At 72.1% G+C, this 26,574-nt stretch carries 20 protein-coding genes and 1 tRNA gene; 13 read left to right on the top strand and 8 right to left on the bottom strand.

Features of this window, described 5'->3' with window-relative positions; translation table 11 throughout:
- Positions 1-85 precede the first annotated feature (85 nt).
- The 7 genes from galT (at position 86) to DDW44_RS26620 (ending at position 10,750) form a co-directional block, all read left to right on the top strand.
- Entirely contained in the window at positions 86-1,294 is a 1,209-nt protein-coding gene (gene galT, locus DDW44_RS26655) for a galactose-1-phosphate uridylyltransferase (RefSeq protein WP_425275665.1), read from the top strand.
- Positions 1,295-1,406: 112 nt separating this feature from the next.
- Positions 1,407-2,570, top strand: a complete 1,164-nt coding sequence (galK, locus tag DDW44_RS26650) for a galactokinase (RefSeq protein ID WP_108908029.1) — start codon at positions 1,407-1,409, stop codon at positions 2,568-2,570.
- A gap of 495 nt (positions 2,571-3,065) precedes the next feature.
- Positions 3,066-4,430 (top strand): ABC transporter substrate-binding protein, encoded by a 1,365-nt coding sequence (locus tag DDW44_RS26640; protein WP_244224116.1) that lies wholly within the window; start codon positions 3,066-3,068, stop codon positions 4,428-4,430.
- Positions 4,431-4,499: 69 nt separating this feature from the next.
- Complete coding sequence (locus DDW44_RS26635) at positions 4,500-5,468, top strand: carbohydrate ABC transporter permease (RefSeq protein WP_018888891.1); 969 nt, start codon at positions 4,500-4,502, stop codon at positions 5,466-5,468.
- Positions 5,465-6,376, top strand: coding sequence for a carbohydrate ABC transporter permease (locus DDW44_RS26630; protein WP_108908026.1), 912 nt, complete (start codon positions 5,465-5,467; stop codon positions 6,374-6,376). Before DDW44_RS26635 ends, DDW44_RS26630 begins: the two co-directional genes overlap by 4 nt.
- On the top strand, positions 6,373-8,412 hold the full coding sequence (locus DDW44_RS26625; protein WP_108908025.1) for a beta-galactosidase: 2,040 nt from the start codon (positions 6,373-6,375) through the stop codon (positions 8,410-8,412). Before DDW44_RS26630 ends, DDW44_RS26625 begins: the two co-directional genes overlap by 4 nt.
- A 175-nt stretch (positions 8,413-8,587) precedes the next feature.
- Positions 8,588-10,750 (top strand): alpha-galactosidase, encoded by a 2,163-nt coding sequence (locus DDW44_RS26620; protein ID WP_108908957.1) that lies wholly within the window; start codon positions 8,588-8,590, stop codon positions 10,748-10,750.
- 175 nt (positions 10,751-10,925) lie between these two features.
- Here the strand turns inward: DDW44_RS26620 and DDW44_RS26615 are convergent, their stop codons facing one another.
- Both DDW44_RS26615 and DDW44_RS26610 read right to left on the bottom strand, forming a co-directional pair.
- Positions 10,926-11,129 (bottom strand): DUF397 domain-containing protein, encoded by a 204-nt coding sequence (locus DDW44_RS26615; RefSeq protein ID WP_108908024.1) that lies wholly within the window; start codon positions 11,127-11,129, stop codon positions 10,926-10,928.
- Positions 11,126-11,974, bottom strand: coding sequence for a helix-turn-helix domain-containing protein (locus DDW44_RS26610; protein WP_425275704.1), 849 nt, complete (start codon positions 11,972-11,974; stop codon positions 11,126-11,128). The genes DDW44_RS26615 and DDW44_RS26610 overlap by 4 nt, the downstream gene beginning before the upstream one ends.
- A 168-nt stretch (positions 11,975-12,142) precedes the next feature.
- Between DDW44_RS26610 and DDW44_RS26605 the strand changes: the two genes are divergently transcribed.
- Positions 12,143-12,547 carry an ATP-binding protein gene (locus tag DDW44_RS26605; protein ID WP_208648062.1) on the top strand — a complete coding sequence of 135 codons (405 nt, stop codon included), beginning with the start codon at positions 12,143-12,145 and terminating at the stop codon, positions 12,545-12,547.
- A gap of 87 nt (positions 12,548-12,634) precedes the next feature.
- Here the strand turns inward: DDW44_RS26605 and DDW44_RS26600 are convergent, their stop codons facing one another.
- From DDW44_RS26600 to DDW44_RS26590, 3 genes are all read right to left on the bottom strand, one after another.
- The gene (locus DDW44_RS26600) at positions 12,635-13,555 is read right to left on the bottom strand and encodes a hypothetical protein (RefSeq protein ID WP_146207060.1); all 921 of its coding nucleotides are present in this window, start codon (positions 13,553-13,555) and stop codon (positions 12,635-12,637) included.
- A gap of 75 nt (positions 13,556-13,630) precedes the next feature.
- Entirely contained in the window at positions 13,631-14,026 is a 396-nt protein-coding gene (locus DDW44_RS26595; RefSeq protein ID WP_134407125.1) for a hypothetical protein, read from the bottom strand.
- A gap of 419 nt (positions 14,027-14,445) precedes the next feature.
- Positions 14,446-14,530 (bottom strand) — tRNA-Leu (locus DDW44_RS26590).
- 210 nt (positions 14,531-14,740) lie between these two features.
- Here DDW44_RS26590 and DDW44_RS26585 point away from each other — a divergent pair.
- Entirely contained in the window at positions 14,741-16,048 is a 1,308-nt protein-coding gene (locus DDW44_RS26585; protein WP_108908019.1) for a DUF2254 domain-containing protein, read from the top strand.
- A gap of 263 nt (positions 16,049-16,311) precedes the next feature.
- Here the strand turns inward: DDW44_RS26585 and DDW44_RS26580 are convergent, their stop codons facing one another.
- The 3 genes from DDW44_RS26580 to DDW44_RS26565 form a co-directional block, all read right to left on the bottom strand.
- A complete protein-coding gene (locus tag DDW44_RS26580; RefSeq protein ID WP_108908018.1) occupies positions 16,312-16,611 on the bottom strand; it encodes an antibiotic biosynthesis monooxygenase in 300 nt (99 codons plus the stop codon).
- 118 nt (positions 16,612-16,729) lie between these two features.
- Complete coding sequence (locus tag DDW44_RS26575; protein WP_108908017.1) at positions 16,730-19,318, bottom strand: SpoIIE family protein phosphatase; 2,589 nt, start codon at positions 19,316-19,318, stop codon at positions 16,730-16,732.
- A gap of 201 nt (positions 19,319-19,519) precedes the next feature.
- Entirely contained in the window at positions 19,520-20,464 is a 945-nt protein-coding gene (locus DDW44_RS26565; protein WP_017944349.1) for a beta-ketoacyl-ACP synthase III, read from the bottom strand.
- A 451-nt stretch (positions 20,465-20,915) separates the two neighbouring features.
- Here DDW44_RS26565 and fdhD point away from each other — a divergent pair, with 451 nt between their 5' ends.
- The 4 genes from fdhD (at position 20,916) to DDW44_RS26545 (ending at position 26,552) form a co-directional block, all read left to right on the top strand.
- Positions 20,916-21,755: a formate dehydrogenase accessory sulfurtransferase FdhD gene (gene fdhD / locus DDW44_RS26560; RefSeq protein ID WP_108908016.1), complete on the top strand. Its 840-nt coding sequence runs from the start codon at positions 20,916-20,918 to the stop codon at positions 21,753-21,755.
- A 427-nt stretch (positions 21,756-22,182) separates the two neighbouring features.
- Positions 22,183-23,982, top strand: coding sequence for an AMP-dependent synthetase/ligase (locus DDW44_RS26555; RefSeq protein WP_108908015.1), 1,800 nt, complete (start codon positions 22,183-22,185; stop codon positions 23,980-23,982).
- 558 nt (positions 23,983-24,540) lie between these two features.
- On the top strand, positions 24,541-25,377 hold the full coding sequence (locus DDW44_RS26550; RefSeq protein ID WP_108908014.1) for an aldo/keto reductase: 837 nt from the start codon (positions 24,541-24,543) through the stop codon (positions 25,375-25,377).
- A 269-nt stretch (positions 25,378-25,646) separates the two neighbouring features.
- Positions 25,647-26,552 carry a LysR family transcriptional regulator gene (locus tag DDW44_RS26545; protein WP_026281501.1) on the top strand — a complete coding sequence of 302 codons (906 nt, stop codon included), beginning with the start codon at positions 25,647-25,649 and terminating at the stop codon, positions 26,550-26,552.
- Positions 26,553-26,574 lie beyond the last annotated feature (22 nt).

Below are 26,574 nucleotides of genomic sequence, written 5' to 3'. Positions count from 1 at the left end.
GTGCTTTGATGTGTTTGGTTTTGTTTGAAGAGTCCGGGTGAATGGTCGCTGACCACTTCGACGGCTCGACGCTTGAGTTGCAGGGATGGGCAGGGATGGGGAGTCCGGCGTGAAGAAGACCTCGACCCGGCTGGCCGACGGTCGTGAGCTGATCTACTACGACCTCCGCGACGAGGCGGTGCGCGACGCGGAGGACAGGCGCCCGCTGGAGCGGACGGTCACCACGTCGGAGGTGCGCCGCGACCCGCTGCTCGGCGACTCGGTCGCCGTCGCCTCGCACCGCCAGGGCCGCACCTACCATCCCCCGGCGGACGAGTGCCCCCTGTGCCCGTCCGAAGGCGGCCGGCTCAGCGAGATCCCGGACTCCTCGTACGACGTGGTCGTGTTCGAGAACCGCTTCCCCTCGCTCGCCGGGGACTCCGGCCGCTGCGAGGTCGTCTGCTTCACCCCGGACCACAGCGCTTCGTTCAAGGACCTCACCGAGGAGCACGCGCGCCTCGTACTGGAGGCGTGGACCGACCGCACCGCCGAGCTGTCCCTCCTCCCGTCCGTCGAGCAGGTGTTCTGCTTCGAGAACCGCGGTGCCGAGATCGGTGTGACGCTCGGGCACCCGCACGGGCAGATCTACGCCTATCCGTTCACCACCCCCCGCACCGCGCTGATGCTGCGTTCCCTCGCGGCGCACAAGGAGGCGACCGGCGGGGGGAACCTCTTCGACGACCTCCTGGCCCGCGAACTGGCCGGCGAGCGGCTGGTCCTGGAGGCGGAGCACTGGGCGGCCTTCGTGCCGTACGCGGCGCACTGGCCGTACGAGGTGCACCTCTACCCGCGGCGCCGGGTCCCCGACCTGCTGGGGCTCGACGAGGAGGCGCGCGCGGAGTTCCCCCGGGTGTACCTGGAACTCCTGAGGCGCTTCGACCGGATCTTCGACGGACACGGCGACTCCCCGAGCACACCGAGTTCCCCGAGCGCACCGAGCGCACCGAGTTCCCGAGGCTCCTCGACCGCCCCGACCGCCCCGGGCTCCTCCGGCTCCCCGACCGCCTCCGGCTCCCCGGGTGAGCCGCCGACGCCGTACATCGCGGCCTGGCACCAGGCCCCGTTCGGCATGCTGGAGGAGTTCGACGGAGTGGTGCGGGAGGACTTCGCGCTGCACCTCGAGCTCTTCACCGTCCGCCGGACTTCCGGGAAGCTGAAGTTCCTCGCGGGTTCCGAGTCCGGTATGGGCGTGTTCGTCAACGACGTTCCCCCGGAGCACGCGGCCGGGCGGCTGCGGGAGGTGGCGGGTTCATGAGCGGCACGTACCTGCTCACCGGCGGTGTCGTGGCGACGCACCGGATCGGGGCGGGCCACGAGTGGTACCGGCCCCGTTCGGGCCGGGCAGACGGAGACCAGGGGAGCAGGAGATGAGCGAGGCTGTCGCGGAACGGGTCTCGGAGGACTTCCGCCGGCTGTACGGGACCGGGCCGGAGGGAGTGTGGGCGGCGCCCGGCCGGGTCAACCTGATCGGCGAGCACACCGACTACAACGACGGCTTCGTCATGCCCTTCGCGCTGCCGCACACCGCGGTCGCCGCGGTCTCCCGCCGCACCGACGGGGTACTGCGCCTGCACTCCGGCGACGTCGAGGGCGGGCCCGTGGAGCTGGCCGTGCCGGAGCTGGCCCCGGGGTCCGACCACGGCTGGACCGCGTACCCGGCGGGTGTCGTGTGGGCGCTGCGCGAGGCGGGCCACGAGATCACCGGCGCGGACGTCCATCTGAGCTCCACGGTCCCCGCGGGTGCGGGCCTGTCGTCCTCGGCGGCCCTGGAGGTCGTGGTCGCGCTGGCGCTGAACGACCTGTTCGCACTCGGCCTGGGGGGCCTGCGGCTGGCCCGGCTGTGCAGGCGAGCGGAGAACGTCTACGTCGGCGCACCCACCGGGATCATGGACCAGACGGCCGCCGCATGCTGCGCGGAGGGCCACGCCATGCTCCTCGACACCCGGGACCTCACCCGGCGGCAGCTCCCCTTCGACCTGGCCGCCGAGGGCATGCGTCTGCTCGTCGTCGACACACAGGTCAAGCACGCCCACAGTGACGGCGAGTACGGCAACCGCCGCGCCGGATGCGAAAGGGGCGCCGCGCTGCTGGGCGTCGACACCCTCCGCGACATCCCGTACGGCGACCTGGACGCTCTGCTCGCCCGCCTCGGCGGCGAGGAGGAGGTCCGCCGCCTGGTCCGCCATGTGGTGACGGAGAACCACCGCGTGGAGACGGTGGCCGCCCTGCTGGAGTCGGGCACCACCCGCGCCATCGGCCCCGTCCTCGTCGAAGGGCACGCCTCGCTCCGAGACGACTTCCGCGTCTCCTGCCCCGAGCTGGACCTGGTCGTCGACACGGCGGTACGGGCGGGCGCCCTGGGCGCCCGGATGACCGGCGGCGGCTTCGGCGGCTCGGCGATCGTCCTGATCGAGGCGGCGGACGCGGACACGGTGACGAAGGCGGTGGTGGAAGCCTTCGCGGCGGCGGGCTTCGCGACTCCGCGGGTCTTCACGGCGGCGCCTTCCCCCGGGGCGCGCCGACTCGCCTGAACCGCGCCGGGTGGTGCGCGGACCCCGAGACGGCGGCACACCGCGCGCCGCCGGCCGGCTCCCCCGTCGGGCCGCCCTGCCGTGCCCTCCTGGCGGGCTCCTCCGCCGGGCGCTCCCGGCGGGCTCGCGCGGTGTACGGAGCCTCCGCCGTGGCGAGCACCACCGCGACACGTATCCGGCTGCGCGCTCGGCGGACGCGCACCACGCGCACGCACACGCCACGCACGCCACGCACGCCACGCACGCCACGCACGCGAACGCCAGAAGGCCCCCGTCGGCAGCGGCCGGCAGCGGCCGGCCGCGCCGTCCCGGGGCCCTGAAGATCGCGTTCCGCAGCCTGAGATCCTGTCGGCACCCCGCCCGCACATATCGATCCATGTTGGATTTCGAGATTTTCCGATGGAACATGTTGACTTAACGCTCGGTTAGCGGTCAATGTGTGCGCACCCCGCCGCTCACTGGGACGACAGTGCGGCATCCACCCGAGGAGACGCCATGTCACTGCCGACACGACGCCCCATGCTGCGCCGAGCCCTGGCCGCTCTCACCGTGCTCCCCGTCCTCGCCGCAGCCGCCTGTGGCAGCCCGGACACCGGCGGCAGCGCCTCGGGCGACGCGGCCGCGTGCGAGAAGAGCAAGGGCAAGGTCGAACTGTCCTACTGGTCCTGGATACCCGGTGTGGACAAGGCGGTGGCGGAGTGGAACCGCCAGAACCCGGACATCAAGGTGAACGTCAAGTCCACCCCCGCGGGCAACGCCGGGACGTACCAGAACATGTCGAACGCCCTCAAGGCCGGCAACGCACCCGACCTCGGTCAGATCGAGTACGACTCCCTGGCGAGCTTCCGTCTCCAGGACGGCCTCACCGACATCGCGGCCTGCGCGGGGGTCGAGGGCGCCAAGGCCGACTTCGCCGACTGGACCTGGTCGCAGGTGACCTTCGGCGCGGGCGGCGAGGACGGCGTCTGGGCGGTGCCGCAGGACACCGGGCCGATGGCGCTCTTCTACCGCAAGGACCTGTTCGAGAAGCACGACATCGCCGTCCCCCAGACCTGGGAGCAGTACTACGAGGCGGCCAAGCAGCTCAAGAAGGCCGACCCGAAGGCGTACATCACGCACTTCTCGCAGACCGACCCGAACTGGTTCAGCGGCCTCCTCTGGCAGAAGGGGGCGAACATGTTCGGACAGGACGGCGACACCTGGAAGGTCGACGTCGGCAGCCCGGCCGGCGGAGAGGTGGCGGACTACTGGCAGAAGATGATCGACGAGAAGCTGGTCGCCACCAACCTGCAGGGCTTCTCCCCGGCGCTCTACAAGGCGTGGAACAACGGTGAGGTCGCGACCTGGGTGAGCGCCGCCTGGGGCTACTCCACCATCCGCGACAACGCCAAGTCGACCTCCGGCAAGTGGGCCGTCGCACCCATGCCGCAGTGGTCCGCCGGCGACAGGAAGGCGGGCAACTGGGGCGGCTCGACGACCGCCGTCCTCAAGGGCAGCGAGCACCCCTACGAGGCGGCCAAGTTCGCGCTGTGGCTGAACACGGACCCGAAGGCGCTGGAGATCCTCAACCGGGAGGGCGGCCTCTACCCGGCCGCCACCGCCGGCCTCCGGCTGGAGGCGCTGCAGCAGCCCGTGGACTTCTACGGCGGGCAGAAGGTCTTCGACACCTTCGCGGAGGCGTCCCGGAACGTGAACACGGACTGGACCTTCGGCCCGACCATGACCGACACCTACCGCTTCATGGGTGACGGCATCGCGGGAGCGCTCGGAGGCAAGGGCACGCTGAGGGACGCGCTCCAGGCGGCGGACGCCAAGACCGTGGACTCCCTGGGGAAGCAGTCGCTCGAGGTCGCCAAGTAGCCGACGCGGGGTCGGCGGCCGCCGGGCCGCTGCCACGCTCGTTCCCGCACGCTCAGGAGAAGCCAGGACATGACCGCCGACCACACAGCGGCGACAGCGGTGACAGCCGTACCAGCGGCACCGCAGGCGACGACCGCGCCCCGGCCCGCGCCACCACCCCCTCGGAGGCGCAACCCGGCCCCGCTGCTGTTCCTGCTGCCGTTCTTCGTCCCGTTCGTCCTGTTCACCCTGGTGCCGGTCGGCTACGCCTTCTACCAGAGCCTGCTGCGCACCGAGCGGACCGGCGGGACCTTCGGCCGCAAGACGACCGTTTTCGCCGGGTTCGGGCAGTACGCGGAGGTCCTCGGGGACCCCGAGTTCCTCGGCAGCGCGGGGCGCGTGCTGCTGTTCGGGCTCGTCCAGATCCCCGTGATGCTGCTCCTGGCGCTGGTGCTCGCGCTGCTGCTGGACTCGACGGTGGCGCGCCTCAAGCGCTTCTTCCGCATCGCCTACTTCGTGCCGTACGGCATTCCCGGCGTGATCGCCGCGCTGATGTGGGCGTTCCTGTACGACCCGCGGCTCTCGCCGATCGTGGAACTCCTCGACCGGGCCGGGGCACAACCGGACTTCCTCGGCTCGTCGATGATCCTGTGGTCCATCGGCAACATCGTGACCTGGACGTACACCGGCTACAACATGCTGATCATCTACGCCGCGCTGCAGGCGGTACCGGCCGACATCTACGAGGCGGCGCGGATGGACGGGGCGAGCGAGGCGAAGATCGCCTGGCGGATCAAGGTCCCCATCCTGCGTCCCGCCCTGATCCTCACCGGGGTCTTCTCGATCATCGGAACCCTGCAGCTGTTCACCGAACCCCAGGTGCTGCGCTCCATCTCCACCAGTGTGACCAGCACCTACACCCCGAACCTGGCGGCGTACTCGCTGGCCTCGTCGAACAACTACCACGAGGCGGCCGCCATGTCGGTGACGCTGGCCCTCGCCACGTTCGTCCTGTCGTTCGGATTCCTCAAGCTCACGGGTCGAAAGGCCGAGTCATGAGCCTCCTCACGGACACCACCGGTGCCCACCCGTCCCAGCCGGCCGCAGGGACGCGGCCGCGCGGCCCCAGGGAGAGCCGTCTGTCGGTGGCCGTCGCCACCGGATTCCTGGTCGTGATCGCCGTCTACATGCTGCTCCCCGTGTTCTGGCTGATCGTGTCGGCCACCAAGAGCCAGGGCGACCTGGTGGACTCCTTCGGGCTGTGGTTCTCCGACTTCCACCTGACCGACAACCTCCGGGCGCTGTTCGCCCGCCAGGAAGGGGTCTACCTGCCCTGGCTGCTCAACAGCCTCCTGTACGCGGGGGCCGGGGCCGCCGTCGGTACCCTGCTGTCCGCCATGGCCGGCTACGCCCTGGCCAAGTACCGCTTCCGCGGGCGGGAGCTGCTGTTCTCGGTCGTCCTGGGCGGGGTGCTCGTCCCGGCCACGGCCCTGGCCCTGCCGCTGTTCCTGCTGTTCGCGAAGTTCGGGGCCACCAACACGTTCTGGTCGGTGTTCCTGCCCAGCATCGTGAGCCCCTTCGGGGTCTACCTCTCGCGCATCTTCGCCGCCGCGTCGGTACCGGACGAACTGCTGGAGGCGGCGCGCATCGACGGCTCCGGCGAACTGCGGACCTTCTTCACCATGTCGCTCAGGCTGATGTCACCGGCCATGGTGACGATCTTCCTCTTCCAGTTCGTGGTGATCTGGAACAACTTCCTGCTGCCGCTGGTGATGCTCCAGGACGACCGCCTCTACCCCGTCACCCTGGGGCTGTTCACCTGGCAGTCCCAGGTCAGCCGGGACCCGTCGCTGCAGATCCTCAGTCTCACCGGCTCGCTCGTCTCGGTCGTACCGATCGTGATCACCTTCCTGGTGCTCCAGCGCTACTGGAAAGCCGGTCTGGCGGCGGGAGCGGTGAAGTCGTGAACGACGCACTCCACCGGCTGACCGAACGCCTCGGGGGCGTCGCCTACGGCGGTGACTACAACCCCGAGCAGTGGCCGCGCGAGGTGTGGGACGAGGACATGCGCCTGATGCGGCAGGCCGGGGTCAACCTGGTCACCGTCGGGGTCTTCTCCTGGGCACTCCTCGAACCGCGCCCCGGGGAGTACACGTTCGGCCTGCTCGACGAGGTCATGGACCTGCTGCACGCCAACGGGATCGCGGTCGACCTCGCCACCGGCACCGCCTCTCCCCCGCCGTGGTTCTCCCTGCAGCACCCGCGGTCACTCCCCGTCGACCGCGACGGCGTCCGGCGGTGGCACGGGTCGCGGCAGACGTTCTGCCCGAGCAGCCCCGACTACGCCGAGGCCGCCGGCCGACTGGTCGAACGGGTGGTGGACCGCTACCGCGACCACCCCGCGCTGGTCCTGTGGCACCTCCACAACGAGTGGGGGAACCACAACGCGCACTGCTTCTGCGACACCAGCGCGGCGGCCTTCCGCGGCTGGCTCCAGGAGCGGTACGGCGATCTCCGGGGCCTCAACGACGCCTGGGGCACCGCCTTCTGGAGCCAGCGGTACGGCGACTGGGCCGAGGTGATGCCGCCGCGGGCCACCACCGCCGTCGCCAACCCGACCCAGCAGCTCGACTTCTGGCGCTTCTCCTCCGACGCGCTGCTGGCACTGCACCGGCGGGAGGCGGAGATCGTCCGCCGGCTGTCACCGGAGGTTCCGCTCACCACCAACCTCCTGGTGACCCTGGAGAAGAAGGTCGACGGATTCTCCTTCGCGAGCGAGTGCGACCTGGTCTCGGTGGACCAGTACCTCACCGCCGCCGACCCGGAGGCGCACATCGGCCTGTCCCTGGACGCCGATCTCGCGCGCGGCATGGCCGGCGGCGCGCCCTGGCTGCTGATGGAGCACTCCACGTCGGCGGTGAACTGGCAGCCGCGCAACGTCGCCAAGACGCCGGGGCAGATGCGGCGCAACAGCCTCGCGCACCTCGCGCGGGGCGCGGACGGCATCCTGTACTTCCAGTGGCGGCAGTCGAAGGCCGGTGCCGAGAAGTGGCATTCGGCGATGCTTCCGCACGGCGGCACCGACACCAGGACATGGCGCGAGGTCACCGCTCTCGGCCGGGACCTCGGGGCGCTGGCCGGGGTACGGGGCAGCCGGGTGGCGTCGGACGTGGCCGTCCTCTTCGACTGGAACGCCTGGTGGGCGCTGGAGATGGACGCGACGCCGTCGGTGGACCTGCGCTACCTGGACCTGGTCCGCGGCTGGTACCAGGCCCTCTGGTCGCTCGGCGTCACCTGCGACCTGGTGCACCCGGGCAGCGATCTGAGCGGCTACCGGCTGGTCCTCGTACCCAGCCTGCCGCTGACGTCGGACGGCGACGCGACGTCGCTGACGGACTTCGTCGCCGCGGGCGGGCACGCCGCCGTCGGCTTCTTCAGCGGCGTGGTCGACGAGAACGACCAGGTACGCCTCGGCGGCCATCCCGGTGCGTACCGGGAGCTGCTCGGCGTCCGGGTCGACGAGTTCCTCCCGCTGCGCGAGGCCGAGTCGGTGCGGCTCTCCGACGACTCGGCGGCGGCGCTGTGGACGGAACTCGTCGAGCTTCGCGGAGCCGAGGCGTTCCTCTCCTTCCACCGGGACCCCTCCCTCGGCGGCCCGGTCGCGGGGCATCCGGCGATCACCCGGCACCGCTTCGGCGACGGCGTGTCCTGGTACGTCGCGACCCGCCCGGACGGCGGTGCGCTGCGGGCGCTGCTGGCCCGCATCTGCCGTGAGGCCGGAGTGCGCGCGGCGGCCGAGGTGCCGGCCGGGGTCGAGGCGGTGTGCCGGCGCGGCCCGGACGCGGGCTATCTGTTCCTGATCAACCACACGGACGCCGACGTGTCCGTCCCGGCCGACGGCGTGGACCTGCTGAGCGGCACCCCGGTCAGCGGGACGGTTACGGTGCGCGCCGGCGATGTCGTCGTGGTCCGGGAAGCGGGCGACCGTCCGCCGGTGCGGTGACGCATGCGTGGCGGGCGGCGGCGGGAGGGGATCGCGGAACGCGTCCAGCGCGCCGGCGCGACACCGGTGAGCACGGCGAACGGCCGGTTCCCCGCCGGCCGCGCCACCCCTCCCGCACCCGGCTTCCCGACCGCCCCGAATCCCCTCCCCCACCCACCACCAGAGGCCTTTGCACGTGACCACTGACCGACCGCCCGCGCTGCTGCACTTCCGTGCCGCCGGGACAAGCGTCCTCGTCGACTGCTCCGGGACCCGCCTGCCGCGGATCCTCCACTGGGGAGCGGACCTGGGGGAACACCCCGGCGCCGCGTCCGGCGGGGACGACCTGGCCGCACTCGCCGTGGCCGGCCTCGCCCAGCTGGTCACCAGCGTCCCCGACGTACCCGTGCCCGTCGCCGTGCTGCCCGAGCAGTCGGCCGGGTGGCTGGGCACACCCGGCCTGTCGGGCCATCGCGCGGGCGCCGGGTTCTCCCCCTCCTTCACCGTCCGCGCGCTGGACACCCCCGCCCCGCGGCAGCTCACCGTGCAGGCCCACGACGCGCGGACGGGACTCGGCCTCCGGCTGGAGCTGGAGCTCACCCCCTCGGGCCTCGTCCGGCAGCGCGCGGCGCTCACCAACGACGGGGACACCCCCTACACGCTCGACGCACTGCAGCTCACGCTGCCGGTACCGGCCCACGCCACGGAACTGCTCGACCTGACCGGGCGCCATCTGCGTGAACGCTCCCCGCAGCGGCACGCCTTCACGCTGGGAACCCATCTGCGGGAGAACCGCCGGGGCCGCACGGGCCTGGACGCCACGCTCGTCCACGTCGCGGGCGAACAGGGCTTCGGTTTCCGCGGCGGCGAGGTGTGGGGTGTGCACATCGCGTGGAGCGGCAACCACCGCAGCTTCGCCGAGCGGACCAACTCCGGGGTGTCACTCCTCGGGGGCGGCGAACTGCTGCTCCCCGGCGAGGTGGTCCTGGAGCCGGGCGCCACCTACCGCACCCCCTGGCTCCTCGGTTCGTACGGCCGCGGCCTGGACGAGATGGCGGGCCGCTTCCACACCCATCTGCGGCAGCGGCCCCACCATCCCGCCGGACCCCGCCCGGTCACCCTCAACACCTGGGAGGCGGTGTACTTCCGTCATGAGCTGACCACGCTCACCGCGCTCGCGGACGCCGCGGCCGAGGTGGGGGCCGAGCGGTTCGTCCTCGACGACGGCTGGTTCCGCGGGCGCAGGGACGACCGGGCCGGACTGGGCGACTGGTGGGTCGACCCGGCGGTGTGGCCGAAGGGGCTGCACCCGCTGGTACGTCATGTCCGGTCCCGGGGCTTGCAGTTCGGTCTCTGGGTGGAGCCGGAGATGGTCAACCCCGACTCCGACCTGGCCCGGGCCCATCCCGAGTGGATCCTCTCCGCGGCCGGCCGGATGCCCCCGGAGGCACGGCACCAGCAGGTGCTGAACCTGGCGGACCCGGACGCGTACGCCCATGTCCTGGACCGGCTGGACTCCCTGGTCGGCGAGTACGCGATCGACTACCTGAAGTGGGACCACAACCGCGACCTCGTCGACGCCGGGGCGGGCTCCCGAGGGTCGGCCGGGGTGCACGCCCAGACCAACGCCGTCTACGCCCTGATGGACGAACTGCGCCGCCGCCACCCGGCGCTGGAGATCGAGTCCTGCTCCTCGGGCGGCGCCCGGGTCGACCTTGGCATCCTGGAGCGGGCCGACCGCGTGTGGACGAGCGACTGCAACGACGCGCTCGAACGGCAGCGGATCCAGCGCTGGACGGGTCTGCTGCTGCCCCCGGAGCTGATGGGCGCGCATGTGGGGCCCCCGGTCACCCACACCACGGGGCGCACCCACGGCCTGGACTTCCGCGCCGGCACGGCCTTCTTCGGCCATCTGGGAATCGAGTGGGACCTCACCCGGGCGACCGCGGAGGAACGGAGCCGGCTCGCCGAGTGGATCGCCGCGCACAAGCGGCTCCGGCCCCTGCTGCACACCGGGACGGTCGTGCACGCGGACCACCCGGACCCGGCCCTGCTGGTGCACGGCGTGGTCGCGCCCGACCGCTCCCACGCCGTCTACGCCCTGGCTCAGACCGCGACGAGCGTCCAGGCACCGGCGGGCCGGGTACGCCTGCCCGGCCTGGCGGGGGACGCCCACTACGCCGTCGGTCCGCTCGCCCCGGGAGACGTACTGCAGGGACCGGTCACCGGCCCGCTGACCTGGTGGGACTCGGGCGGCGTCGAACTCTCGGGCCGGGCCCTGGACGTCCTCGGCGTCCAGGCGCCGACCCTGGACCCGGAACGCCTGGTGCTGATCGAGGCCCGCCGGGTCGGCCCCTGACGGGGCGGCGTCAGGCAGCGTTGCGCGCGGGCGACTTCACGTCCGGCCTCGACCGCAGCGCGCTCAGGACCGCCTGGCGGACGATCCGCGGGGAGGAGGGGCTGGGCGACTTCTGACGCGAGCGGGGCCCGGTGCGGATGCGCGCACCGGCCCCGACCGTCGTATGTCCGCCGGTTCAGCGTCCGGTGGCCATCTCCACGAACCCGGCCCATGCCTCCGCACCGATGGCCACTCGGTCACCTTCCGGCCGCGTGGAGTCCCGGACCAGGACGGCTCCCGGAACGGCAGCCACTTCTACGCACTCGCCGCCGCCACCTGTGCTGTAGCTGCTCTTGCGCCAGGTGGCTTCTGGCACGGCGTGCGCTATGCGAACGCTCATGGCTCTCCCAACAGTCTCTCGATGAAGGCGGATGACTCGCTCGGCGTCAAGGCCTGTGACCGGAGGATGCCATACCTGGCCTCCAACTCACGCAGCTTGGTCGCGTCGGTGTACAACCGACTGTCGTCCTGCACTTCCGCGTACGCGACGCGCTGGCCCTTGTCCGTGTCGATGAGCGTGAACGGGCCGCCCAACGCAGCGTTGTCCTCCCGATCGATGGGCATGACCTGCACCTCGACGTGCCTCAACTGTGCTGTCAGCAGGATCCGTTCCAGCGATTCCCGCATCACCTTCCGACCGCCCAACGGTCGCCGCAGCACTGCCTCTTCGATCACGAAACTCATCAACGGCGCGGGCTTCCGACTGAACACTTGCTGTCGAGCCAGGCGAGCGTCGAGGCGCTGCTCGATGATCTCGTCGGGCAGCAAGGGGCGCTGCATCTGGAAGACAGCCCGCGCGTAGTCCTCCGTCTGCAACAGGCCCGGCACCGCGAAGACCGCGTACAGGTTCAGCGCCGTAGCTCTTGCCTCCAAGCGAGCCGCGTCCCGGAAGTAGGCGGGGTACTGAGCCCTCCCCACCTCTTCCTTCAACGCCGTCAGCAACCCCCCGGCCCCCAGCACCTCATCCGCCCTCTCGATGAAGCGGGCCTGTGGAATCCGCCTCCCCTGCTCGATGGACGCCACCGTCTCCGCCGAGTAGCCGAGCCGCCTGCCGAACTCGGTTCGCTCCAGCCCCGCCCGCGTCCGCAACAGCTTCAACTGCCGTCCGAACGCCGTCACCACACCCGCCCCCGGCTCGTCCTCCGGCCGCTGCCGCGACCGCCCCGCTTCCTCGTCCCTCGCCACGGTCACCGACTTGCCGCCTCTCCCCACGTACCGCCACGTACAGCGCCCGCGCCCGCCCCGTACCAAAGATCGACGTCAGCGCGTCACCACTGGTCACGCTACGCCACGAAGCGCCACCGTGAGTGCGTGACCGAAACACAACCACCCCTCACCGCCCACCGGTTCGCGATGTGCTTCAGCTCGACCCCGCGCGGTGCCCGCCTCGCCCGGCGGCTGTGCGGAACCCGGCTCGACGCCTGGGGCGTCCCGTACGGCAGCGACGCGCACGACACCGTCACCGCCGTCGCGGCGGAGCTGTGCGCGAACGCCGTACGGCACGGGCACGTCCCCGGCCGGGATTTCCACGTCCTGCTCACCGCGGACCCCGCCACCGGCACCGTGCGGATCGAGGTCAGCGACACCCTCACGGAACGCCAACCCCGCCTCCCCGCGGCCACAGCACCGGACGGCGAGGGCGGACGCGGGCTGCTCCTCACCGAGGCACTGGCCGACCGCTGGGGGTGGTCGCCCCGCGCCGGGGGCGGGCCCGGCAAGACCGTGTGGGCGGAGTGCACCGCCCCCTGCCCGGACTGATCGCCTGTCTTGATCACACAGCCCAGGGGCGCCCCGCCGACCCCGGTGAAGGCCCGAGAGCAGCGGGGCGTGTCCAGCAGACCATGGTCAGGGCTCGATCTCCCGGTAAGCACTGAGGGCACTGCGTTCCACTTTGGCGAGCAGACCCTGCTGCGTCTGCTCGTCCACCTTCCGCTGCTGCGCCCACAGGCGGGTCATCTCGACGCCTTGAGCCCGCAGGCTCTCGTAGCGCTCTTCCTCCGGGGTGCTCCGGAGGTCCCGGAGCCAGGCCGGCGCCGGGCCGTCCGTCGCCGTGACCTGGTCGTCCGTGAGCCCGTCGAGAACGGCCGCACGCCATGTCCGTGCCTGGCTCGGGTCCAGGTCACGGGTGACGGCGTCGGCGATGCCGTCAAGTACGCCTAGGGCGCGCGCGCTCTCGGTCGGCGGCACGCTGAGGCCGAAGCCCTCGGCGTCGGCGGGGACGGCGGCGAGGCTCTGCCCCGCGGTCCGGGTCTCCGCGAGCCGCAGCAGCGCGTAGGAGTGGGGGTCCTGTGCGATCGCGCGCAGAACGTCCCTGAGGGTGTCCGTGAGGACCGTCAGGTGGTACGTGCCGTCGCCGGACTTCCACGGTGGCGTTGCGGGGGCGGCCTTGGTGGCGAAGTCCTGGATGCCGATGCCGCCGAGCATCGCGTGGAGATCCGGGGCGTAGTCGGCCAGGGCGGTGGCGAGGGGGCGGCGCAGCGCTGGATCGAGGGTGAGTCGACCCGGGCCCTGGGCTCCGAGTGCCGTCAGCACGTCCTTGAGCGCTTGGGCCTGCGCGAGGCTGTGCCGCCCGCGGGTGTCTCCGGCGGATGCCTTCACGATGGCTTCGCCGAGGGCCTGGCAGCCCATGCCGGGACGTACGTCCTGCCCGACCGAGCTGCGCACGCCGTCGTTCTCGGTCAGGCCGTTGCACGGAGGCGTCGTGTCCCGGCCGAGCAGCAGCCATGCCCCGATCCCGCCCAGCAATGCCAGGCATACTCCGAGCACGATCACCACCGTGGCCGTTCTCGGTCGTCGGGGCGTCTCGTTCGGCATGGCTGATTCCCTCCGGGCGGGCCGGTGTCAGTTGGTGGTGTCGGTCAGATACTTCTGGGTGACGCCGGCGCCTCGATCGTGGCCGTCGAGGATCTCGCCCTTGAGCCCGGCCCGGGTGTCCGCGTCGATGTCCCGCCGGTCGTCGGCCCATGCGTCGACCACGAGGTTCATCTGGTTGGTGGCGTTCAGGTAGTGGTCGGCGATGCCCGCGTTGGCTGTGGTGTCGGCTTCGGCCTTGAGGTTGTTTCCCATGACCCACGCCCACGTGTCGACGCCGCGCTGAATCGAGTCCCCGAACGCGATGGATGCGCCGCCGGCCGTGGTGAAGTACAGCGGAGTCACGGCGCCGCCGATGACGTGGTAGGCCATCTTCGACTTCCAGTCCGCCGCGGTGTAGGCGCTCATGCGCTCGTCGTTGATCACGTCCTCCCTTATGGCACTGTATGACCCCAGAGCCGCGCCGGCGTTGCTGAGGGGGTTGCTCTGGGTGAAGCCGGTCGCCCCTTGGGGGATCTTCTCCATCTCCAGACTTGGACGCAGGAACGCAACCCTCGACGCGACAGGCCGTGCAGGGATGTCCCCGCCCACGGTACGGACCGGGGCGATGTCCCCGGGCCGGGGCAACGCGGCGCTGCCGTGAGATGGCGTCACGGGCCGACCCGACTCGACGCGGCAGCAGGCCATCGCCGAGCCCCGCGACCCACTCCGTCGCCACCAGCCTCTCGGATGTCCGTCGCATCCTTGCCGCCGACCCGAAGCACGCTTCCACCATCGACCGGGGCAACGAAACGAGGACCGCGACCGTAAGGTCGAGGCCCTCGCATCCGTACCGATATAGCGAGTGTCCGAGGGGGGACTTGAACCCCCACGCCCGATAAAGGGCACTAGCACCTCAAGCTAGCGCGTCTGCCATTCCGCCACCCGGACCAGGTGTTGTGTCGACCCCGGGGCGTTCCCCGCGGCGACATGGATAACTCTACCAGGGGATCGAACGTCCCCAGAACCACGTTTCCCGTGGTCAGTGCGGTCCCCCGTGGGGCGGGCTCCCCGCGGGCGGCTCGCGCGGCCCACTCGGACCCGGAACACGGAACGTGACCGTACGAGTGCGGAAGGTCGCCGGTCGGCTAGCCTCACGGCGTGAGCCGTGAACTTGGTTATCGCAGGCCGCGTGCGCTGTCGCCGCTGCGGGAGCATCTGCGCGACACCTTCTGGTTCGCGCCCACCGTGGCCCTGGTGCTCGTCTGCCTGCTCTGGTTCGCCGCCGACAGCGTCGACGTCGCGATCGTGGAGACCCTGCGGCAGAACGGGGACGTCCAGGGCATCCGCGACCTCATGGGCGTCGCCGAGGACACCCGCACCATCATCACCACCGTCAGCGCGGCGATGATGACCTTCATCGGTGTCGTCTTCAGCATCTCGCTGGTCGCCGTCCAGATGGCCGCGGGGAACCTCACACCCCGTATCGTGCGGATCTTCATCCGGAGCAGGATCAGCAAGCTCACCTTCTCGGTCTTCCTGGCGACGTTCCTGCTGTCGCTGCTGGTCCTCACCTCGTACGACAGTGAGGCGGACCCGCGTGACGTGGTGACCGTACCGCTCGTGCAGAGCGCGCTGACCGTCGTCATGGTCGGGGTCAGCCTGGTGCTGTTCATCGCGTACGTCACGCAGACCCTGCAGCTGATGAAGATCGGGCCGGTCGTCGAGCGGATCAACAAGGAGTCGCTCGAGGGTGTGGCGAGGATTCCGGTCCAGGGGCCCGACGGGGAACCACTCGCCCCCGAGACCGCGCGCATGAGCCACCAGGGCGACGCCGGAGTCCTCCGGGACGTGCACATCGCACGGCTGGTGCGCGTCGCGCGGCGGAACGGGGTGGTGCTGCGACTCATCCCCCGGATCGGGGATCACGTGGTGCCCGGCACCCCCGTGCTCGCGGTGCACGGGGCGCGCGTGCCCGCACGGTCGGCGCTGCGGCACAGCGTGTCGATCGGGATCGAGCGCACCTTCCACCAGGACCTCGGGTTCGGGCTGCGGCAACTGTCCGACATCGCGCTGCGTGCGCTCTCGCCCGCCGTCAACGACCCGACCACCGCGGTGCAGTGCCTGGACCGGATCGTGGAGTTCCTGGCCGCGGTCGCCGCACGTCCCCTGGGTGCGGTGCACCACCGGGACCGCAAGGGAGCGGTGCGGCTGGTGCAGGACGTTCCCGGATGGACCGACCTGGTCGATCTCGGTTTCACCGAGATCCGCAGGTCCGCTCCGGCGAGTCCGCAGGTGTCCCGGCGCATGCTGGCCGGCATCGACGACCTGCTGCGCCTTGTGCCGGACGAACGGCGCACACCACTGGAACGGCACCGGGAGCTCCTGGTGCAGGCCGTGGAACGGACACTGCCCGAGGCGGCCGAGCGCGCGTTCGCGCTGCGGCCCGACCGCCAGGGCATCGGCTGAGCGGCGCAGGAGCACCGGCGGTGTTCGCCGCGCCGGGTGATCAGCCCGCCGTCAGGCCGGTGGGCTCCGGCGAGGACCAGGCCGGGAGGACCCGGCCGGGCGGATCAGGCCGGGGAGAACGGGCCGGGGAGAACAGGTGCTGAATGGGGGGAAGTTGAACAGCGATCCAGTACGGCTTACGCCACACCCGGGACAAAGCCGGGGACGTGGCCGGTCGGGGCGCGGGCGGGGGGCTCGCGGGGCCCGGGCTCGGGATGGCGCCGTCAGGTCTCCACGTGGCCGAAGCCGACTTCGTAGCGATCGACGGAGACGATCCGCTGGCCCTCCCTGCGGGCCGTGTCCACGCGGATCCGGTCGGCCTTCTCCTCGCTCGCCCTCATGGTCTCCTCGTCCTCCCAGAGGGTCAGCGAGACGGCCTTCCCCGTGGCCCGGTCGACAAGCCAGTACACGCCGAGGAAGCCGGGAAGTCCCCGGACCTGCTGGACGATCGTCTCCGCGTGGGCGGAGAGATCACCCTCGGGCGGCACCGGCGACCCCTCGTACCTGCTCAGTCTCGCGAACATCGCAGCTTCCCTTCCTCCGCGGCCGTGGCCGGGCGGTCGGCAGCCCCAGGACCAGGGTGCCCCGTCCACCGTCCGCCCGCACGCCACGGCCCCGACCACCGTCCGCCCGGGAGCGCGGTCACGACCGGCCCGGCCCCGCCAGCGTGCGATCGGTCTCCCGCCCCGGCCAGCGGGCGGTGAGCAGCAGCGCGATGTCGTCCGGCCGGTCCGTGGCCTGGCGGGCCTCGCGGATCAGCCGGTCGGCGGTCTCGGCGATCGTGATGCCGTCGACCCCGCCGAGGGTGGCACGCAGCCGCTCGACGCCGGCGTCGATGTCGGCGCCGGCCTCCTCGATCAGCCCATCGGTGAAGAGGGCCAGCACCGCGCCGGGTTCGAGGGCGAGTTGGGAGACCGGGTAGCGCTCCTGCGCGGCGACTCCGAGCATCAGCCCGCCGGGCAGGTCGAGCACCTCGGTCGTTCCGTCGGGCCTGCGCAGCAGCGGCTGGGGATGCCCGGCGCGTACGGCCTGGGCGGTGCCGGTGTCCGGGTCGAGGAGTACGTAGCAGCAGGTGGCGAACTGTGCCGGGTCCAGGTCGATGAGGAGCCGGTTGGTGCCGCTCATCACCTCGTCGGGCTCCAGGTCGGCGAGGGCGAACGCCCGTACCGCGCTGCGCAGCTGGCCCATGATGGCGGCGGCGGGCACCCCGTGCCCCTGGACGTCGCCGATGACGAGGGCGAGGCCGCGGTCCGTCTCGATGACGTCGTACCAGTCGCCGCCGACGTCCATGCCCTGGGTGCCGGGGAGGTAGCGGCCGACGGTCTCCACGTCCCCGACGACGGGCAGCCGGTGCGGCAGCAGGGCGTCCTGCAGGCCGCGGGCGAGCGCGAACTCGCTGTCGTAGCGCTGGGCGCGTTCGAGGGCCTGGGCGATGAGCCCGGCGAGGGCGGTGAGGACGGTGCGCTCCTCGGGCGCGAATCCCCGCGGGTGGTCGAAGCCGAGGATGCAGGAGCCCACGGGCCGGCCGGAGGCGATCAGCGGCAGGAAGGCGCGGGCGCCGACGGATGCGTCGATCGCGAGCCCGGGGTAGGCCGCCGCGAGCATGTCCATCGACTCGAAGAAGATGGGGCGGCCGGTGGTGAGGGTCTCCACGCCGGGGATGCGGGCGTCGAGCCCGACCCCCTCGAAGGGCGCGAGGAATCCCGCCGGGAAGCCGGTCTCCCAGGCGAGATAGAGATGGCGTTCGTGGAGGACGTAGATGGCCAGTTGCCTGCCGCCGAACGCGGGCAGCAGCTCCTCGGTGACGACCTCCGAGACCTGGCGCGCGGTGACGGCCTCGGTGAGGGCGATGGCGAGGGCGACCGGCCGGTACAGGGCGCTGGACCGGTCGGCGGAGGAGGTGAAGGTGCCCGGTGCGGCGCCGGGGAAGCTGATCGGGCCCGGCGCGTGGTCGGGGTGTTCGGACGCGGCGACCCTCCCCGTGACCCCGTCCCGGCCCGGGAAGAGGGACACCGTGACCCAGTCCTCCTTCTCGCGGTCGGCCCGGAACTGGACGGGGGTGCGCGCGAGCAGCGCCGCACGGTACTGGTCCCAGTAGCCGGCCCGGTCGAGCCAGGGCACGGCCTCCCAGAGCACCCGGCCGACGAGCAGGTCGCGGGGCGTCCCGATCAGTTCCGCCGCGCTGCGGTTGACGTAGGTGATGCGGCAGGAGAGATCGAGGGAGAAGAGCCCGTCGGGGAGCCGGTCGCCGGCCTCGTGGGGGACCACTCCGGCGCCGAGGTCGATGACGGACCCGGAGACGCGGCGCGTCCCGATGCCGGTGGACGAGCGGACCGGGCGGCCGGTCAGTTCCACCAGGGACGGCGGGTCGCCGTCCCGGCGAATGCGGATCCGGCGCACCACCGCCCGGCCCGTCTGGCCCGCCTCCCTGGCCACGGCGTACAGCTGGTACGCGTCCTCGGGCGTGACCCGGGCGGTGAGCGCTTCGATGGTGCCGGGGAAACCGGCGGGGTCGACGCCGAGGATGGCGCAGAGTTCCTCGTCGGCGGTCAGCGCTCCGCTGCCGAGGTCCCAGTCGAACGTGCCGATGCGGACCGGTCGGGCGTTCGAGTCGGGGACCTGGACGGCGAAGGGCTCGCCGTCCCAGCGGATGGGGGTGCCGTCGTGGTGGAGTTCGCCGAGGGCGGCGGCGAGCCGGCTGCCCGCGTCGGTGAAGCGCCGCTGGTCGGCCTCGGCGACCGGGCGTCCGGGGACGGCGGGGCGGAGGGCCGCGAGGACGCCAAAGCGTTCGTCACCGTTGGTGACCGGTGCGTACAGGGAGCTCAGGGAGAACGGCAGACCCGCCATGAGCTGCGGAAAGCGCTGCATGGCCTCCTCACCGTCGGCGAGGTGGATGGCCTGGGAGCGGCGGTAGCACTCGGCCACCGGGAAGGGCCTGTTGACGTGCATGCGCCACCAGGGGCGCATCAGCTCGGCGGGGAGCCCGACGGCCACGGCGAGGCGCAGCAGGCCCGATGTACCCGACCGCAGATACACCCCGCCGGCGTGGCCCCCTACCGCGCCGATCGAGTGAACCGCGGCCTCGGCGAGCACCAGTCCGAGCTCGTCCAGGGGGTGGACCGCGCCACCGCTCGTCTCGCGCTGCGACCCGCGCTCGGTGCGCGCGCCGGGCCTGGCCGCGCCGTACCAGGTCACATAGACAGGATGCGACAGGGCCGCGGTGGCCCGCACCTCCGGCCGCGAGGGGCGGTCCGCGGTCCGGGCTCGGGCCGGGCTCAGAGGGCAGCGGGTTCGGGCTCGGGGGCGGGCTCAGAGGGCAGGGGCTCCGGCTCGGGGGAGGCCGGGGTCGGGCTCCGGGCTCGCGGGGCATGGGTCCGAGCCCGGACTCGGAGGTCCGGGCTCGGGGGCTGCGTCGCTCAGGGGCAGCGTCGCTCAGGGGCAGCGCACGACCTGTCCGGCATACGACAGGTTTCCGCCGAACCCGAAGAGCAGCGCGGGCGCACCGGACGGCACGTCGCCGCGCTCCACCAGCCGGGACAGGGCCATCGGGATCGAGGCTGCCGAGGTGTTGCCGGATTCCACCACGTCACGGGCCACGACGGCGTTGACCGCGCCGATTCGCTCCGCCACGGGCTCGATGATCCGCAGGTTCGCCTGGTGCAGTACGACCGCGGCGAGCTCCTCGGGCGCGACCGACGCGCGTTCGCAGACCCCGCGCGCGATGGCCGGGAGCCGGGTGGTGGCCCAGCGGTAGACGGACTGGCCCTCCTGCGCGAACCGGGGCGGTGTGCCCTCGATCCTCACCGCGTGCCCCATCTCCGGCACCGACCCCCACAGCACCGGGCCGATGCCCGCGTCGCGCTCGTCGCACACCTCGACCACCGCGGCGCCGGCCCCGTCGCCGACCAGGACGCAGGTGGTGCGGTCGGTCCAGTCGGTGACGGCGGACATCTTGTCGGCGCCGATGACGAGGGCGCGGACGGCGGAGCCGGCCCGGATCGCGTGGTCGGCGGTGGCGAGAGCGTGGGTGAAGCCCGCGCAGACGACGTTGAGGTCCATCACCGCCGGGGAGGCCATCCCGAGCCGGGCGGCCACCCGGGCCGCGGTGTTCGGGGAGCGGTCGGTCGCGGTCGAGGTGGCGACGAGGACGAGATCGATGTCGCCGGGGGTGAGTCCGGCGGCGGCCAGGGCCTTGCCGGCGGCATGGGCGGCCAGCTCGTCCACCGGTTCGTCGGGGCCCGCGATGTGACGCGTCCGGATCCCGACCCTGCTGGTGATCCACTCGTCGCTGGTGTCGACGATCCGCGCCAGGTCGTCATTGGTGAGTACCCGGGCGGGCCGGTGGTAACCGAGCGCGGCGATACGAGTGCCGGTCATTGCCCGGGCACCCCCTTCGTGTCGAGGTCAGGAGCCATCCAGTCTCGTCAGCGACCGGCGGGTACGAGGGCAGGCGAACCCACAGGATTCACCCGCCCGTGTTGGAGGCTCCACCCAGTCGGAGCCCCCGAGGGCGGCAACCGGGGCCATCTGCCGGGGCAGCGACCGGGAGCGGCGACCGGAGGGCCGCCGCCCTGAGGGGAGCCTCGCCGGTGCCCGCGGGCGCGCCCGCCGCCGTGCGGGAGCCGCGATGACCACCCCCCACCCCACCGCCCGTGGACCACGTCCGGACGGGGAGCGCGGCATCAGGACGGTGCCGGTGCCCTTCGCCCGTGCCGGACGCGGCGGACCGTGCAGGACCATGACATCGTCGGGCACGCCTCGCCGCACCCGCCCGAGGCCGTGCGCGGCACCGCGCACGTTCCCACGCACAGATTCGGGGCTGATCACCATGGGACGGGCCACCGAGCGCCGCCGCACCATCCGGATCAGGAACGGAGCGGTCACCGCCCGGCCGGACACCCTCGTCGCCGAGGAACCTCTGGAGATCCGGCTGAACGGCCGCCCGCTGGCGATCACCATGCGGACGCCGGGCGACGACTTCGCGCTCGCGGCAGGTTTCCTGGTCAGCGAGGGTGTCATCGGCTCCGCGTCGGAGCTGCGGTCGATCGTGTACTGCTCCGGCGCCCGGGACGACGGCACCAACACCTACAACGTGGTCGACGTGCGGCTCGCGCCCGGTGTCCCCGTCCCCGACATCACGCTCGAACGCAACGTCTACACCACGTCGTCGTGCGGACTGTGCGGCAAGGCCAGCCTCGACGCGGTGCGCACCCGCACCCGCTTCCCCGTCGCCGGCACTCCCCCGGTCCGGATCGAACCCGGACTGCTCACCGGCCTCCCCGACCGGCTGCGTGCCGCACAGCGGGTCTTCGACCGCACCGGGGGCCTGCACGCCGCGGCGCTGTTCTCGGAGGAGGGGGAGCTGCTCGACGTACGCGAGGACGTCGGCCGGCACAACGCCGTGGACAAGCTGATCGGCCGCGCGGTGCGGGAGGACCGGCTGCCGCTGTCGCGGGCGATCCTGCTGGTGTCGGGGCGGGCGTCGTTCGAGCTGGTGCAGAAGGCGGTGATGGCGGGGATCCCGGTGCTCGCCGCGGTCTCCGCACCGTCCTCGCTGGCCGTCGACCTGGCGGCCGAGACCGGGCTGACCCTGGTCGGCTTCCTGCGCGGCCCGGACATGAACGTGTACGCGGGCGAGGAACGGATCGCCCTTCACTCCGGGGTGTGACACCCCGGCCACCGAGCAGCCAGGCGGCCACCGGCCACCGGTCACCAAGCACCGAGCACCGAGCACCGAGCACCGAGCACCGAGCACCGAGCGGGAACTCCGTGACTCCGCGCGGGATCATCCGAAGGCATCCAAGAGGCACCGAGAGGGCATCCATATGGCACCCGAACCGGACAGGGAAGGCCGACCAGGGCGTGCTCACCGCGTACAGATTCGGTGCAGATTCGCCGGGCTCCGCTCACTCTCCGGCCGGAACCAGGCCCGGCCGCACCGATGTTGGCCGGATTCATGCGACTGACCAGCATGGATGCGAAATGTGCGGAGTTGCTCGAGGCTCTCCCGCACGAACGCCCGGTGGGGTACCGTCACCGGCGCTGTGCGGAGCGCCACAAGGAGCAGGTCATTGCGTGAGTTCACGGTTCCCCCCTTGGCGACGGCACCCCCTGTCGGCGGGCTGGCGGATGCCGTGTTCGACCACGCCGAGTCCGACCCCGGCCGGGTCGCCCTCGGCCGGAGGAACGACGACGGCGAATGGCGCGATGTGACGTCCGCCGAGTTCCGTGACGAGGTGCTCGCGCTCGCCAAGGGACTGCTCGCGCGCGGTGTGCGCTTCGGCGACCGCGTCGCGATCATGTGCCGTACCCGGTACGAGTGGACGCTCGTCGACTTCGCGCTGTGGACGGTGGGCGCCCAGTCCGTACCCGTCTACCCCACCTCATCCGCGGAGCAGGTCCTGTGGATGCTGCACGACGCCGAGGTCTCGGCCTGCGTGGTCGAGCACGAGGACCACGCCATGACGGTCGGCTCGGTCATCGACCGGCTGCCGCACCTCAAGCGGCTGTGGCAGCTCGACCAGGGGGCGGTCGACGAACTCGTCGCCGCGGGCGCGCACATCGACGACGACGTGGTGCACCGGCACCGCAGGGCCGTGACCCCGGAGTCCGTCGCCACGGTGCTCTACACCTCGGGCACCACCGGCCGGCCCAAAGGGTGCGTGCTCACGCACGCCAACTTCATGTACGAGGCCGGGACACTCGTCGGCCGCTGGGAGCCGGTGTTCCATTCCAAGCCGGGAGACGAGGCGGCGACGCTGCTCTTCCTGCCGCTCGCGCACGTCTTCGGCCGGATGGTGGAGGTCGCCGCGATCCTCGGGCGGGTCAAACTGGGCCATCAGCCGGTACTCCAGGCCACCGCCCTGATCTCCGACCTCGCCTCGTTCCGGCCGACGTTCATCCTGGCCGTCCCGTACATCTTCGAGAAGGTCTTCGGCACCGCCCGCCGCAAGGCGGAGGCCGCGGGCAAGGCGGCGTTGTTCGACAGGGCCGTCGACGTGGCGGTGCGGTACGCGGAGGCCGTGGAGCACCGGGCCTTCGGGCTCGGGCCCGGCCCCTCGGCGGGCCTGCGCCTGCAGCACCAGTTCTTCGAGAAGGCCGTCTACGTCAAGGTCCGCGAGGCCATGGGCGGCCGGGTACGGCACGCGATGTCCGGCGGTTCCGCCATGGACCGCGGACTCGGGCTGTTCTTCGCGGGCGCCGGCATCACGATCTTCGAGGGCTTCGGGCTGACGGAGTCCACCGGCGCGGTCACCGCCAACCCCCCGGAGCGCACCAGGTACGGCACGGTCGGGCAGCCGATCCCCGGCACGACGGTGCACATCGCCGAGGACGGCGAGGTCTGGCTGCACGGTCCGCAGGTGTTCTCCGGCTACCTCAACGACCCCAAGGCCACGGACGCCGTCCTCAGGGACGGCTGGCTGGCCACCGGGGACCTGGGGGCGCTGGACGAGGACGGCTATTTGACGATCACCGGGCGGAAGAAGGAGATCCTGGTGACCTCGGGCGGCAAGAGCGTGTCCCCGATCGGTCTGGAGGAGCGGGTACGGGCGCACCCGCTGGTGGCCCAGTGCCTTGTCGTCGGCAACGACCGCCCCTACATCGCGGCGCTGGTCACCGTGGACCAGGAGGCCGTCGAGCACTGGCTCGCGATGCGGAACCGGCAGCCGATGAGACCGGCCGACCTGGTGCGCGACCCCGACCTGGAGAGGGAGATCCGGCGGGCGGTGGTGGCCGCCAACACCCTGGTGTCCCAGGCCGAGTCCATCCGCACCTTCCGGATACTGGCGCATCCGTTCAGCGAGGAGCACGGGTTGCTGACGCCGTCGCTGAAGCTGAAGCGCAAGGCGATCGAGACGGCGTACGCGAACGAGGTGGACGCGCTGTACCGCTGAGGCGCGCCGGGCGTGCGGACGCTCCCCGGGGCGCCGGGGCGTGCGTACCGGCGCCCCGCAGCGGGGCGCCCTCCCACCGTGTCCGGACGGGCCCGCCTGGTACGGGGGCGCCCCGTGCGACGGCCTGCGGGGCGCGGCGCCCGGCGCGGGGGCGGCACCCGGTGCGCGGGCTGGGGCGGGGACGAGGCCCGCCCGGTACCGCCGTGCCGGCTCTGGGGGACCGCCGCGCCCGCACGGGGTCCGGCAGGCCCGCACGTGGTCCGGCAGGCCCGCACGGGGTCCGGCAGGCCCGCTGGCGGCCCGACGGTCCCGATGGACGGGACAGACGGGACGGACGGCGCGGACGCGGCCGACCCCCCGGGGCCGCGTTCGTATGCATGCCCCACGTTCAGCACCGTGGCGTAGAGTCGCGGCAGGCGGGCCGCCGGGTAGTGGTTCCGTCCGATCCCTCGGGGGGAGGCGGCCGGATCGAGGGCCGTTCCGCCATCGGGAATGCGTCCGCCGGACCGATCGTTGACCATGGGAGCATCACCCGACCGACGTAAGGATCGACCGCTCGTGAGCAAGGTCCCCTCCATCACCCTCAACAACGGCGTCGCCATGCCGCAGCTCGGCTTCGGCGTGTGGCAGGTGCCGGACGACGAGGCGGCGAAGGCCGTCGGCACCGCCCTGGAGGCCGGCTACCGCAGCATCGACACGGCAGCCGTGTACGAGAACGAGAAGGGAACCGGGCAGGCCGTCGCGGCCTCCGGCATCCCCCGCGAGGAGCTGTTCGTCACCACCAAGCTGTGGAACAGCGACCAGGGCTACGACTCGACGCTCCGCGCCTTCGACGCCTCCCTCACCCGGCTCGGCCTCGACTACGTGGACCTCTACCTGATCCACTGGCCGTTGCCGGCCCGGAACGCGTACGTGGACACGTACAAGGCGTTCGAGACCATCCTCGCCCAAGGCCGCGCCCGGGCCATCGGCGTCTCCAACTTCCTTCCCGAGCATCTGGAGCGGCTGCTCGGCGAGACCTCGGCCGTCCCGGCGGTGAACCAGATCGAGCTGCATCCGCAGTTGCAGCAGACGGAGTCGCGGGCCTTCCACGCCAAGCACGGCATCGCCACCGAGGCGTGGTCGCCGCTGGGCTCGGGCCGCGGGCTGCTGGAGGTCCCGACGATCGTCGCCGTCGCGCAGAAGCACGGGAAGACCCCGGCGCAGGTCGTGCTCCGCTGGCAGGTGCAGTTGGGCAACGTCGTGATCCCCAAGTCCGTGACGCCGTCGCGGATCCGGGAGAACATCGACGTCTTCGGCTTCGAACTGGACGACGACGACCTGGCGGCGTTCGCTGCCCTGGACGAGGGCCGGCGCCTCGGCCCGGACCCGGCGACCTTCGACATGGGCGCCTGACACAGCGGCGCGGCCGGCTCCGGGCCCGGCTCGGCTCGGCTCGCAACCCGGTCCCGGTCCCGGCATGGTCCCGGGCCCGGCGCGGCGCGGCCGCCGTGGAGGCGGCCGCGCCGCTGTGCTCCCCTTCGGCCGGGAGCCCGCGCCCTCCCCTCCCTGCCCCGCCCCGTCCCTTGGAGACACCGGCGCACCGGCGCGCGCGGAGCCCGACCCCGCCCCGGACGACCGGCGTTCACCGCTGCGGGCCCCCAAATTCTGCTTATGCTTCTGCCGTGTTCGATTCCCGGTACATCAGGACTTTCCATGAGGTGGTCAGAGCCGGCTCGTACTCGGCAGCCGCCCGTTCGCTCGGCTACACCCAGCCCGCCGTCAGCCAGCAGATGAAGGCACTGGAGCGGGACGTCGGCACTCCCCTGTTCACCCGGGTCGGCCGCGGCATCAGGCTCACCGAGGCCGGGGAGGCGCTGACCCGGCACGCGGGGGCGATACTCGACAGCCTGGCGGCGGCACAGCAGCAGATCGACGCCATCGCCCGGCTGCGCGCCGGAAGGGTGCACGTGAGCGCCTTCCCCAGCGCCTGCGCCACCCTCATCCCGGAGATGATGGCCTCCCTCGCGGCCGAACACCCGGGCATCCGCATCGAGTTGACCGAGAGCGAACCACCCGAGTCCCTGCGGCTGGTGGCCCGGGGCGACTGCGACATCGCCCTGTCCTTCAGCTACCCGGGCCACCCCGCCGCGGTGCCGGACGAACTGGCCGACGTGCCGCTGCTGGAGGACCCCCTGACGGTGCTGCTGCCCACCGGGCACCCGCTGGCCAGACGGCGGGCCGTGCGGCTGGCGGATCTCGCCGGCGAGCGGTGGATCGCGGGATGCCTGCGCTGCCGCGCCAACTTCCTGCACGCCTGCGCCGAGGAGGGGTTCGCGCCGGACATCGCCTGCACCACGGACGACAACCTCGTGATGCAGAGCCTCGTGGCGTCGGGGGTGGGCATCGCCATGGTGCCGCAGCTGGTGCTGTCGTTCCTGTGCCACGGCAAGGTGACGGGGCGGATCGTGGAGCCGCACACCCGCCGCCGGGTCGGCGCGTACGTACTCCGGGAGCAGCTCCGCGTCCCCGCCGTCGCGCTGGTGCTGGACCGTCTCGTCGCGGCGGCCCAGCGCCGCGTCGGCTGCTGAGCCGTCGGGGCACCGCCCGGCC

The organism is Streptomyces tirandamycinicus, assembly GCF_003097515.1.
GTDB lineage: Bacteria > Actinomycetota > Actinomycetes > Streptomycetales > Streptomycetaceae > Streptomyces > Streptomyces tirandamycinicus.
The sequence above is the reverse complement of the archived record's forward strand: the minus strand, read 5'-3'. Positions and strand labels throughout refer to the sequence as shown.